The organism is Bradyrhizobium sp. SZCCT0153, assembly GCF_018129995.1.
Classification (GTDB): domain Bacteria; phylum Pseudomonadota; class Alphaproteobacteria; order Rhizobiales; family Xanthobacteraceae; genus Bradyrhizobium; species Bradyrhizobium japonicum_G.
Genome location: NZ_JAFCKS010000017.1, coordinates 25,034 through 36,105, shown reverse-complemented (window position 1 = coordinate 36,105; position 11,072 = coordinate 25,034). Strand labels below are relative to the sequence as shown.

10 protein-coding genes and 1 pseudogene are annotated in these 11,072 nt (G+C 60.9%); 7 read left to right on the top strand and 4 right to left on the bottom strand.

Features of this window, described 5'->3' with window-relative positions:
* Window positions 1–331: 331 nt before the first annotated feature.
* The 4 genes from JQ572_RS34395 to JQ572_RS34380 all read left to right on the top strand — a co-directional run bounded on the left by JQ572_RS34395 (window position 332) and on the right by JQ572_RS34380 (window position 3,018).
* Window positions 332–964: a cysteine hydrolase family protein gene (locus JQ572_RS34395; protein WP_049831794.1), complete on the top strand. Its 633-nt coding sequence runs from the start codon at window positions 332–334 to the stop codon at window positions 962–964.
* Window positions 964–1,278, top strand: a complete 315-nt coding sequence (locus JQ572_RS34390) for a hypothetical protein (RefSeq protein ID WP_211387270.1) — start codon at window positions 964–966, stop codon at window positions 1,276–1,278. The genes JQ572_RS34395 and JQ572_RS34390 overlap by 1 nt, the downstream gene beginning before the upstream one ends.
* 555 nt (window positions 1,279–1,833) lie before the next feature.
* The gene (locus JQ572_RS34385; protein WP_165448183.1) at window positions 1,834–2,007 is read left to right on the top strand and encodes a hypothetical protein; all 174 of its coding nucleotides are present in this window, start codon (window positions 1,834–1,836) and stop codon (window positions 2,005–2,007) included.
* Between the two features lie 855 nt (window positions 2,008–2,862).
* The gene (locus tag JQ572_RS34380; protein ID WP_155257887.1) at window positions 2,863–3,018 is read left to right on the top strand and encodes a hypothetical protein; all 156 of its coding nucleotides are present in this window, start codon (window positions 2,863–2,865) and stop codon (window positions 3,016–3,018) included.
* 255 nt (window positions 3,019–3,273) lie between these two features.
* Here the strand turns inward: JQ572_RS34380 and JQ572_RS34375 are convergent, their stop codons facing one another.
* Window positions 3,274–3,834 carry a type 1 glutamine amidotransferase domain-containing protein gene (locus tag JQ572_RS34375; protein WP_028150865.1) on the bottom strand — a complete coding sequence of 187 codons (561 nt, stop codon included), beginning with the start codon at window positions 3,832–3,834 and terminating at the stop codon, window positions 3,274–3,276.
* A 137-nt stretch (window positions 3,835–3,971) separates the two neighbouring features.
* Here JQ572_RS34375 and budC point away from each other — a divergent pair.
* A pseudogene (gene budC, locus JQ572_RS35570) lies at window positions 3,972–4,729 on the top strand (meso-2,3-butanediol dehydrogenase).
* A 22-nt stretch (window positions 4,730–4,751) separates the two neighbouring features.
* On the opposite strand, the gene JQ572_RS34365 reads toward budC, so the two are convergent.
* The 3 genes from JQ572_RS34365 to JQ572_RS34355 all read right to left on the bottom strand — a co-directional run bounded on the left by JQ572_RS34365 (window position 4,752) and on the right by JQ572_RS34355 (window position 7,099).
* The gene (locus JQ572_RS34365; protein ID WP_049831793.1) at window positions 4,752–5,429 is read right to left on the bottom strand and encodes an HAD family hydrolase; all 678 of its coding nucleotides are present in this window, start codon (window positions 5,427–5,429) and stop codon (window positions 4,752–4,754) included.
* Window positions 5,430–5,926: 497 nt separating this feature from the next.
* The gene (locus tag JQ572_RS34360) at window positions 5,927–6,148 is read right to left on the bottom strand and encodes a hypothetical protein (protein WP_211387269.1); all 222 of its coding nucleotides are present in this window, start codon (window positions 6,146–6,148) and stop codon (window positions 5,927–5,929) included.
* 765 nt (window positions 6,149–6,913) lie between these two features.
* Complete coding sequence (locus JQ572_RS34355; RefSeq protein WP_249129723.1) at window positions 6,914–7,099, bottom strand: hypothetical protein; 186 nt, start codon at window positions 7,097–7,099, stop codon at window positions 6,914–6,916.
* A 469-nt stretch (window positions 7,100–7,568) separates the two neighbouring features.
* On the opposite strand from JQ572_RS34355, the gene JQ572_RS34350 reads away from it, so the two are divergent.
* Both JQ572_RS34350 and uvrA read left to right on the top strand, forming a co-directional pair.
* The gene (locus JQ572_RS34350; RefSeq protein ID WP_049831791.1) at window positions 7,569–8,333 is read left to right on the top strand and encodes a DUF72 domain-containing protein; all 765 of its coding nucleotides are present in this window, start codon (window positions 7,569–7,571) and stop codon (window positions 8,331–8,333) included.
* A gap of 154 nt (window positions 8,334–8,487) precedes the next feature.
* Window positions 8,488–11,031 (top strand): excinuclease ABC subunit UvrA, encoded by a 2,544-nt coding sequence (gene uvrA / locus JQ572_RS34345; RefSeq protein WP_211387268.1) that lies wholly within the window; start codon window positions 8,488–8,490, stop codon window positions 11,029–11,031.
* Window positions 11,032–11,072 lie beyond the last annotated feature (41 nt).

Here is an 11,072-nt window from a genome sequence, read left to right as displayed (position 1 = left end):
AAGCCAGATTGATCGGCGCAGAATAATCGGAGTTGCACCAAAATTGCGTCAGAGCCAATATTGCAGGCCGAATGACAGCTGACGGGCCTGCGGACGCCCTGCGTGCTCATCGATCGCTTCAGGACCGGCCTAAAAAGGCAGGTCGTGTGCCGATAAAAACGGACCCTGCATTCAGATGCGGCGTCATGGACGTGGTGCGAGCGGGCGGACAAGTGGCAGAGTCATCCTGCCTGATGGATATCAAAAACGCTTCCTTCGCTATAGCCCCGTGGCAAGCCGGAGGAACCAAGCCGCTACACCTCCGTTGGAGCTGGCTTTTGAGGACAGGTCCATGACGAAGGGTGACGAACTCCACTACGGCGCTCCCCGGAACGCAGTCCATCTCTGCGTCGACATGCAGCGGATGTTCGCGGGAGGTACGGATTGGACGATGCCGTGGCTGCCGCGCGTCCTGCCGAACGTCGTCGCGATCACCTCCGCCCATCCCGAGCGGACAATCTTCACGCGCTTCATCCCGGCGCAAAGCCCAGGCCAGGGCGCCGGCATGTGGCGGCGCTACTACGAACGCTGGAGTTCGATGACTATCGACCGGCTCGGGCCGGAAATGGTCGATCTGGTGCAGGAGCTCGCCCGCTTCGTCCCGCCCGCGCGCACTTTCGACAAGTACGTCTACTCGCCTTGGACAGGGAGCGGCCTGCATGCGCAACTTCGCGAAGCCGGCGTCGAAACCGTCATCGTCACAGGCGGCGAAACCGACGTTTGCGTCCTCGCAACCGTATTGGGCGCGGTCGACTGGGGCTTCCGCGTGATCCTCGTCGCCGATGCGCTTTGCAGCTCGGCAGACGAGACGCATGATTCCATGATGAAGATCTACATGAACCGGTTCGGCCAGCAGGTGGAGTGCGTCACGACCGAAACGCTTCTCGCCAACTGGCCGGCCGACGGCCGGGCTAGGTCCCTCTGATGAACCGTTCCTACGTCGTGCAGATCCTCGTGCCGAAGGAGACCGGCAAGGGCGAGCCGGTTTCCAAGGAATGGTTCGACAAATTCCTGCAGAAGCTGACCGACGAGTTCGGCGGGGCTACCAGCTACATCCGGGCCCCTGCAAAGGGCCTGTGGCGCAGCGGCGACACGACCGAGCGCGACGATATCGCGGTCGTCGAGGTTATGGCCACGAAGCTCGCACCAGAATTCTGGCGGTCCCTCCGCGAGCGGCTCGAACGAGAGCTCTCGCAGGAGGAGATCGTCATCCGCGCCCAGGAAATCATAGCTCTTTGAAGCCTTAGGAAGCGCGCGCCAAGTTTGCCGATCGGATCCAATCAAGAGGAACGCCATGGGATCACCAATGACATCAAGACGCTCCATGCTCTGGTGGAGTTCTTCGCATTTTGACTGCGGACATCGCAGCCGTATCAGGATGGCTGCGATGGAATGCTCGGATCGAAAACGTCGTGAAGTGCACATTTTGAGTAATTTGAGCCGATTCTCTCGCCCTGCGAATTTAATCTTCGATAGCGAAACCGTTTCTGGACTATGGTAGTCTGTGTTCTATCACAGCCCGGTCCGTGGCTTTTATCTGTGATGAGAACGCCGGTAGCGCTCCCGCCTTCCTCGAAGGATAGGAGCGCGCCATGGCAAGTCGGCGTCGTTTCAAGCAAACAAGATCGCTCAAAGATCGGCTCGCGTCGTTCGCCAAGGATGCGCGAGAAAAGGCGTCGTCTCTCCCGCCTGGCGCAGAGAAAGACGAGCTGCTTCGCAAGGCGGGACAGGCCGACACCACGGCCCGCGCTGCGATCTGGATCAATTCGCCTGGCTTGCAGCGGCCGAAATAACGTGAAGGATTATCAAGCCTCCATTGAAAAGCTTCGCAAGGATGCTGCCGAGGCGGCGCTGATCCGCGACTCGGCTATGGATGAAGCAAAACGTGAAGTATTCAATCGTCTATGGGAGCACCTCAATCGTCTCGCTGATGAAGTTGAGCAGGCGCTCCGAAAGGGGCAGACATAAGAGAAAAGGATCTACCTAAAAAAGCCTCCTGCTCAAAAGGAGCCCGAGGGACTGAACGACTTTCGAGAGTTGGCCCGCGAGGGCATCGAGGAGCAGCGCGAGCAAGCGCAACAAGGCTTCCGGCGAGTTCATAGGCGTCAAAAAGCCCGCGAAGGGCAAGAAGGCTGCCAAAAAAATACAAGGGCGTGCGGGTCGAGAAGAAGGCCGCGAAAAGAAGAAGGCGCGACGATAGGAACGGACGACACAGGCGCCGGTTGAGCGCAACAACTCTGGAGGTTCGCCGTGAAAATAGTCCCGTTGATAACAGCAGGCCTGATCGTCCTTTCGACTGCCGGTGCCTCGGCGCAATCAGGCGGCGCTCCGAGCGGACGAGGAGCGGTGACCGGTGATCCCGCGGCCAGCTCGACAGCGCCGAACGCGGATCCGCGCAGCACGACTGGCATGTCACCAGGCTCGCGCAGCGGTAGCGGCACGTCCACGTCCGGCGGGAAGGATGACAACGGCGATCAGGGGCGAGACAGAATGCCGGACAGCAATATGGCAGTAAGGCCGCAGAGCGATCAGCCGCAAAAGCCGCACTGACCCCCGATAGGAACGAGGCTGACACCCAGCCGTTGGTTCCTTGAGGTGCTGGCATCTCCGCCCCCTGAGATGTCGGTACTGAGAGCCCCGTGGCGCCGCCGCTGCGGGGCTTGTCTTTTAAGGAGCCTACGATGAGTGACCGTACAGGCAATGAACCTTCGCCGTTGATTATTTTCGGCATCGCGATCGTCCCCATCATTGCGGTACTGGCGTGGTTCGCTTTCTGATCGCGACATTCAGCCCCACTCGGGCGCTAAATCGCGCGAGGCACCTATGAAGATCGACCTACCTGGTGAGTTCTCACATTATGCGCAGATGACATCGTCCGCTCAGCAATTCTACAAAGAGGCGGCGGCCTGCCGCGAAGAGGCATCTCGAAGCCTCAACGCTGTCGATCGCGAGGGCTGGGCAAAGCTTGCCCGCGAATAGGCGGAACTCGCGCTCGCGGCGGAGCGTGGCCAGATTTTCCGTCGGCGGTAGGGTGGCTGCATCCCAAGGACGTGCTACTTGCTGGATTGAGCTTCCGAGCGCAGCCCTTTCAAGGCGCCGATGGCCGTAAGCGATGCCGCCGGGATTCTAGCGTCGTGGGCGAATTTCGCGAGTGTCGTGAATGCTGCCTCGCCGGATTCGAGGATTGCGACGCGTGCTTCCGAGCCCGCCTCGTCCGATAATTAGGCGCTCGTCTCATGCCCCGCTGCGCTGGGTGTGCCGACCTTCCTTGACCTCTTCCACGATCTTGGCGCAGAAGGCCTCGAGATCGCCCGGGTTGCGCGAGGTGATGATGCCCTGGTCAACGACGACCTCTGCATCTTCCCACTTCGCACCGGCATTCGCGACGTCTGTCTTAATCGACCTAAAGGACGTCATCTTGCGACCTCTTGCGATTCCGGTCTCAATGAGAAGCCATGGGGCGTGGCAGACGGCCGCCACGACCTTCTTGGCATCGAAGATATCCTTGATGAACTTCAGCGCCTTGGGCTCGACGCGCAGGAGATCCGGATTGATCTGCCCGCCAGGCAATACGATCGCGTCGTAGTCGGCGGCCGACGCCTCGTCGAGCGTCTTGTCGACCTTCACGGGCCGACCCCAATCCTTCTGGTCCCAGCCCTTGATCTCGCCGGCGGCGAGCGACACCACATCGACCGTCGCGCCAGCTTGCTTCAGGCGCTCTTGCGGCACTTCCAACTCGGCCTGCTCGAAACCGTTCGTGGCGAGAATGGCGATCTTTTTGCCGGTCAGATCCATGGGTCCAATCCTTCATTTCGGGGTTTCCTCCAACAATCGATTGTCTCGAGCGTCGTTCCTGAAAAGCTGGATCGGGCGGGAATTATGACCCGACCGTCGCGGCGACGGTAGAATTGAAAGCAGCAGGAGAGTTTCGCATGGCCGACAGGTTCCACGGCAAGGTCGTTGCAGTCACTGAAGGGGCTTCCGGCATCGGAGAAGCGACAGCGCGCCGCTTCGTTACGGAGGGCGCGAAAGGCGCTGGTCGACCGCGAGGAAGCCTCACTCGAAAAGGTGGCCAGAGCCTGCCTGCCGACCAGGTCATGGTTCAGACGGACGACGTGTCGGATTCGCGTGCCGTCGATGGAATGGTCGCGGCCGTCGTCCGCCCCTTCGGACGGCTAGACGTCATCGTGAACAACGCCGGCGTCCGTGAAGATCCCGCTTCAATCACTGACGAGAAATGGCGGAAGGTCATGTCGACCGACATCGATGGCGTGTTTTATGGCTGCCGCGCGTCGCTGCCCACCTCGAAAAGACCAGGGGCGCGATCGTCAACACGGCGTCGGTCTCTGGGATCGGCGGCGATTGGGGCATGAGCCCATACAACGCGGCGAAGGGCGTCGTGGTCAATCTGACGCGTGCCCTCGCCCTGGACCTCGGCAAGAAGGGCATCCGCGTGAACGCGGTCTGTCCCAGCTTGACGGGAACCGGCATGACGGAAGATATGATGGACGACAAGAAGCTGCTGGCAAAGTTCGCCGAGCGGATCTCGTTGGGTGGCGTCTGCGAACCGCAGGAAGTCGCCGCGGTCATCGTGTTCCTGGCAAGCGACGACGCGAGCTTCATGACCAGTGCCAACGTCGCGGTCGACGGGGGCGTATCCGCCTCCAATGGACAACCGCCTCAGGAATAGCCGTCGAGCGTCGTCCACCGTTCTACTTTGCGAGCGCCGTGTCGTCGAAGCGTGCGTAGAGGGTGCTCGGTCCTGGGTACACTTCGACGCACCCGGCCTCCCGCAGCGAATGTTCGGTAAATCCGCCGCAGAGGACGCCGATCGTCGGGATTCCGGCCTTGCGGGCCGCGATGGCATCGTACGGCGTGTCGCCAATCGCGACCGCTTCGGCTCCTTCGATGTCTAGCTTCTTTAGCACGACCTCAAAGATGTCCGGGGCTGGTTTGGATTCGTCGACGTCTTCTGAGGACGTCGCGACGTCTACCAGACCTGAGATGGCCGCGATGTCGAGGTACTTCTTCAGTTCATCCTTCTTCGCCGAGGAAGCCACGGCGATGCGGAGACCGGTCTCGCGGACGCGCTGCAGGAGTTTCGGAACAGCCGAGAAGGAACGGACAAGGGGCAGATAAGTCGACTTGAACCAATTGCCGCGCCACTCCTCCAGATCTCTGCCGTGTTCATTCTGCTGTTGCTCGGACAGAAAAACGGGAATCAGCTTATCGCCGCCTTTCCCGATCTGGCTGCGCACTTGCTCGAAGGTGACGTCGTGACCGAACTTGACCATCGCTTCTTGCCAAGCGAGCGCGTGGAGATCGACCGAGTCCAGAAGCGTGCCGTCAAGATCGAAAATGGCTGCTTTAGGCAATTCGAGATCCTCCATGACTAAAACTATCGAGCGACATGTACCACTCGGCGTAGCGTGTGTTCTTCACCCATGCGCCGGTTGAGGTCTGGAGCGCCGTCGTTCCAACATAAGGTCCACGGTCGCCCAGCGCGCGCTTGGCATCGTCGACGGCTCGACGCGCGGCGGATTCCGCATTCGGATCCGACGACGGCCTCGCGTCTCGATCGCTCCGGATCTCGTTCCGCTGAATTGGCGGAGCTCGGTCCTACCCTTCCTTCAACGCCGACTTGACCTCACGCACCGGCCAGCTTTCGCCCCCGCGATCACGCGGACCTTTGCGTCTCCGCCGACCAGCATATGAGAACTCAGATCATCGTCGGCCGGCATGACGACGATTTCCGTCTCGGGCTTCGAGTTCAGCGCCAGATCGAGATCGCCGGGGAAATTCGCCAGCGCGAGCCATCCTCAAGCTCGACGAGGTGGCTCTCGGAGTGCGATCTGATCTTCATGGCGCGGCCCAGAGGTGCCCCGCGCTACTTCTGCCCCGATGGAGCCTGGGCGTTTGAATTATTAGGGTTTTGCTTATTGGCTTCGTGATGCCCGACCGCGCATCCCGCCGCAGCGCCAAGTTTGCCATGGCCCGCCATGTGGCCAGCGACGCCGCCAACGATGGCGCCCTTGATACATCCTTTGGCTTCCGCCGGTGAAGCCAGCGCGACCACGGACAGGCAGGTGATGGCCAAGATTGTTCTCATGATCGTTCTCCGATTTGGCGACGTTCGGAGAATCAAGTCGCATGGGGGATCGTCGTTCCGCTCGGGCACCCGATGGTCGCTGATTGCACGGTTCGCAGCACCGGAACCTCCCATTCGTGCCTCGCTGGGGAAATTCCTGAATCCCGAGATCCGGTTTTCCTCAGGACGGCGGACTCGGAAGTCGCCACGCGCGCGCGGCAAAAGGCCGGCACAGAGTCTGGGGCTTGGACGGTGGCACTGCGATCCTCTCCGAGTCGAAGCGGCCCCGTGCGTGCTCCCGAGAAAAAGGGAACCTTAACCCACCGGTCGCAACGTCATCTCAACGCCGACGGGCGAACCACAGTCCCAACACGAAGGCCGTCAGCCCGGACGCTTTCGTCATCGCTGCGGTTTCGCTGGCGTCCATGCCGTCCTCCTACGTCTGACAAAGCAAGCGTCTTGGGACCCACCGGTTCCTGGCCGACTTGCGTTATCCCCGGCGCTTGGTTTCTTTACGGTCGCTTCCACTGCCTGCTTGCCCGGCCCTCGCAAGAGGAGGGGGTGCGAGCAATCGACCGCGAATAAGAACTGTCGATTGCGGCTCTCGGACGTTGACGGAGCGTACGGCGGTCGAGGCAAGAGACTGGACCGGCCCGCTGCCGCGAGCGTCGGCTGTCATCGTTGTTGAGGAATTTTGAGCGCTCCGCGACGCCGATCGCTTAACGTGCCTAGCCTAGGCAGATAGCCGCACGACATTGGCCGCCACGATCTTGCGATAGTTGTCAATCACGTGACCCGAATGCCCGCCTTAATGAGAATGTTGCGGGCTTCCGCCATCGCGTTGACCTTTTCGTTCGCCATCAGGAACATCTCTTCAGATGTGCCTTTCCCGGCCGCGATAAGCTTCAGGCGCATGTCGATGACCTGCATGGCGTCCATCATCAGCGTCAGGGCGGGATACCAGAAAAGCATATTAGAACTCCGGGCCCAGATGTTGAGCCGATTGGCCATATGTCCCTAACCAAGCATACGGCAAACCGGTTGTTCCTAAGTCAGGCCTGGCACTCCGGGACGGCATTCTTGGGCGCGAGCTCCGAGCGGCCATCCAGGCACGTGGCCATCATCAGGAACGACACGTGCCGCTCTCCATTATCGGATGGGGGGAAACGTGGTGTCATCATCGAAAGCCGACCGATTCACGAGCAAGGCGGAGGAATGTCGTCACCTGGCGGCACGGGCCGGAAGCGAAGTGGACAAGAACGCCTGGCTTCGGCTCGCTGAGGAGTGGGAAAGGCTTGCCGAGCATGCGTCTGAGGGACGAGGTATCTTCGACAGGTACGAATAGCTCAGGAATGGTCTGTCAGACATGGAGCACCTTGGTCGCCTATCGTAGACTACTCGGGCTATCGACGATGGGAGGCATCATGTCGCGGCGCTCATCATGAGCGCCGTAGCCGTGCCAGGGAGTGGTGGGCGAGGTCGGGCCAAAGCAGCGCCCGCGCTGCGGATCGGTACGGCCGGGTGGAGCATCGATAAACGCTATGCCGACGGACTTCCAGCATCAGGAAGTAATCTCGAACGCTATGCGCGACGTCTAAACGCCGTCGAGATCAATTCCTCGTTCCGAAGAAGGCACAAACCAAGCACATACGAGCGCTGGGCGAGTTCGGTGCCTGAAGAGTTCAGGTTCTCTGTGAAGCTCCCGGAAGAAATCACTCACGATCGGGGCCTGGTCGGCTGCGATGAAATCCTGAAAATCTTTGCGGCTGAAACTGCGGGCTTGGGATCGAAACTCGGGACGTGGCTCATTCAGCTGCCGCCGAAGCTCGCATTCGACGCGAAGACATTCGACAGCTTCTTCGACTTGGTCAATGGATGCAGCGATGCCATGGTCGCGATCGAGCCGCGGAATGCCACTTGGTTCACTGAGGAAGTCGAAAGCAGATTGATTGAACGACGCATCGCGCGGGTGGCAGCGGATCCCGCTAGGGTGCCGGGCTCCGGAGAGCCTGGTGGTTGGCGGGGTCTGGCCTATTTCCGTTGGCATGGGTCCCCCCGCATGTACTATTCCGACTACGACCGCCAGGCCCTTTTCTCACTGGGGCGGCGTCTCGAAAGCGCTCGCCTTTGGGGAGCCGAGACGTGGTGCATCTTCGACAATACGGCGGCTGGGGCCGCATTGGGAAATGCTCTGGAGCTATCGTAGCTGTGGCGATGTTTCAGAGCCCGGGACCAGGCAACCCGTTCCAGAACGACCAAAGAGCCAAATGAATCAACCGACGGGCAAGGAACAGGCTGTTTCGTAGGGACTTTCCCATGTCGGAGCTGCCGCGGCTTTCGCGAGCGCCTAGGGAGGTCGCATGAACAAGCTGGTCAGCTCCGTAGGCAGACGAGACATCGCAGATGGCGGCCTTGTTCGCGTTCGCGGAGCTCGAGAGCATAACCTCAAGGACGTCTCGGTCGAGATTCCTCGCAATGCGCTCGTGGTGTTTACCGGCGTCTCCGGATCCGGAAAGTCGTCCTTGGCTTTCGGGACGCTGTATGCAGAGGCCCAGCGTCGCTACCTCGAGTCAGTCTCCCCGTATGCCCGACGGCTTTTTCACCAGATGGCAGTGCCCGAGGTGGATTCAGTAGAGGGGTTACCACCCGCGGTGGCATTGCAGCAGCAGCGCGGCTCGCCGACCACGAGGTCGTCCGTCGGCAGTGTGACCACGTTGTCCAATCTGCTGCGTATGCTCTACTCGCGCGCCGGCGACTATCCGCGCAAGCAGCCCTTGCTTTATGCGGAGTCGTTCTCGCCGAACACGCCCGAGGGCGCCTGTCCCACCTGCCATGGCATCGGCCGGATCCATGAGGTCAGCGAACGCACGCTTGTGCCCGACGACTCCCTCACCATCCGGGAGCGGGCCGTGGCGGCATGGCCGACCGCCTGGCAGGGCCAGAACCTCCGGGACATCCTGGTGACCCTTGGCTACGACGTGGACCGGCCATGGCGCGAGCTTCCGAAGCGGGATCGTGTCTGGATCTTGTTCACTGATGAACAGCCGACCGTGCCGGTCTACGCCGGATACACCGCAGCCGAGACGAAGCGGGCTCTGAAGCGCAAGGAGGAGCCGAGCTACCAAGGCACCTTCACGGGAGCCCGAAAATATGTCCTGCAGACCTTCGCCACGACGCAGAGCGCAATGATGAAGCGACGGGTATCGCGGTTTCTTTCGAGCTCGGACTGCCCTGTCTGCAAGGGTAAGCGGTTGAAGCCGGAGGCTCTGTCGGTCACCTTCGCCGGGATGGACATTGCTGACATCTCGCGATTGCCGCTCAAAGGCTTTAACGAACTTCTGCGATCGCATGCGCTCAGTGGGGGCGCCGCCTCCGGCGACCATCCCGAAAAGGTTTTGGTGGTCCGGCGGATCGTCGAGGACATGCTCGCGCGCCTTGACGTATTGCTCGATCTCGGGCTCGGTTATCTGACGTCGGAACGTAGCACACCGACGCTGTCCCCGGGCGAATTGCAAAGGCTGCGCCTGGCGACGCAGGTTCGATCAAATCTGTTCGGTGTCGTGTACGTACTGGACGAGCCTTCGGCTGGTCTGCATCCGGCGGATACCGAGGCGCTGCTGCGCGCGTTGGACCGTCTCAAGGCTGCCGGCAATTCGCTGTTCGTCGTCGAACACGAGCTTGACGTTGTCAGGCGAGCGGACTGGATTGTCGACGTCGGGCCGGGCGCCGGAGAGCACGGCGGCCAGATCCTGTACAGCGGACCGCTGTCGGGCCTCGCCGACGTGAAGGCGTCGCGAACGCGATTATATTTGTTTGGTGAGGCCGAGAAGCGCATCAGAAAAACGCGTTCAGCAGCCAATTGGTTGAAATTGCGGGGAGTGGCCCGTAACAATCTTGATAGCGTCGACGTGGACATTCCCCTTGGCGTGTTCACATGCGTCACTGGAATATCAGGATCGGGAAAATCCAGTCTCATAAGCCAGTTCCTGGTGGACACGATCAGCGACGGCCTGGGCCAGCGCGTGGACGTCATCGACGATGACGACGGTCTCGAAGCCCCGATTGAGACCCTGGGTGGGGAGATCACCGAAGGGTTCGACCAGATCAAGCGTCTCGTCGTTGTCGACCAGAAGCCGATCGGGCGCACGCCCCGGTCGAACCTTGCAACCTACACAGGCCTGCTGGACCACGTCCGCAAGCTCTTTGCATCCACGAAGCAGGCGCGCGTCAGGCACTACGATGCCGGCAGGTTTTCGTTCAACGTCGCGAAAGGGCGATGCGAAACCTGCCAAGGTGAGGGCTTCGTCTGTGTCGAGTTGCTCTTCCTTCCCAGCGTTTATGCGCCTTGCCCGACCTGCAAGGGCGCTCGCTACAACGCCAAGACGCTGGAGATCAAGATTCGCGGCAATTCGATCGCCGACGTGCTTAGAATGACCGTCGACGGAGCGTTTGAGTTCTTCTCCGCCGACGAGTCGTTGCGGCGATCGCTGGGTGTCCTCAGCGAGGTCGGCTTGGGCTATATCCGGCTTGGCCAGTCTGCCACGGAGCTGTCGGGAGGGGAGGCGCAGCGTGTCAAGCTTGCCACCGAACTACAGCGGGCTCAGCGAGGGGGTACGATCTATGTTCTGGACGAGCCGACGACAGGGCTGCATCCGTCGGACGTGGCGAAGCTGATGAAGCAACTTAGCGGGCTCGTTGAGGCTGGAAACACCGTCGTCGTCGTCGAACACGACATGTCTGTCGCCGCGGGCAGTGACTGGATCATCGACATCGGCCCGGGGGCCGGCGACGAGGGCGGCAAGATTGTTGCGGTAGGTACGCCGGAGCAGGTTGCAGCCGACTCTCGAAGTCGAACGGCGCGGTATCTCGCTGATTGCATCGGCGGCTCGCTCGATCGATCTTGAAAGGGTGTGGGTTCGGGCTTAGAGGTCTTACCTGCCTGCGG

Coding starts and splice junctions, on each gene's coding strand:
- JQ572_RS34395 (WP_049831794.1), top strand. CDS start 332: ATGACGAAGGGTGACGAACTCCACTACGGCGCTCCCCGGAACGCAGTC.
- JQ572_RS34390 (WP_211387270.1), top strand. CDS start 964: ATGAACCGTTCCTACGTCGTGCAGATCCTCGTGCCGAAGGAGACCGGC.
- JQ572_RS34380 (WP_155257887.1), top strand. CDS start 2,863: ATGAAGATCGACCTACCTGGTGAGTTCTCACATTATGCGCAGATGACA.
- JQ572_RS34375 (WP_028150865.1), bottom strand. CDS start 3,834: ATGGATCTGACCGGCAAAAAGATCGCCATTCTCGCCACGAACGGTTTC.
- JQ572_RS34365 (WP_049831793.1), bottom strand. CDS start 5,429: ATGGAGGATCTCGAATTGCCTAAAGCAGCCATTTTCGATCTTGACGGC.
- JQ572_RS34360 (WP_211387269.1), bottom strand. CDS start 6,148: ATGAGAACAATCTTGGCCATCACCTGCCTGTCCGTGGTCGCGCTGGCT.
- JQ572_RS34355 (WP_249129723.1), bottom strand. CDS start 7,099: ATGCTTTTCTGGTATCCCGCCCTGACGCTGATGATGGACGCCATGCAG.
- JQ572_RS34350 (WP_049831791.1), top strand. CDS start 7,569: ATGAGCGCCGTAGCCGTGCCAGGGAGTGGTGGGCGAGGTCGGGCCAAA.
- uvrA (WP_211387268.1), top strand. CDS start 8,488: ATGAACAAGCTGGTCAGCTCCGTAGGCAGACGAGACATCGCAGATGGC.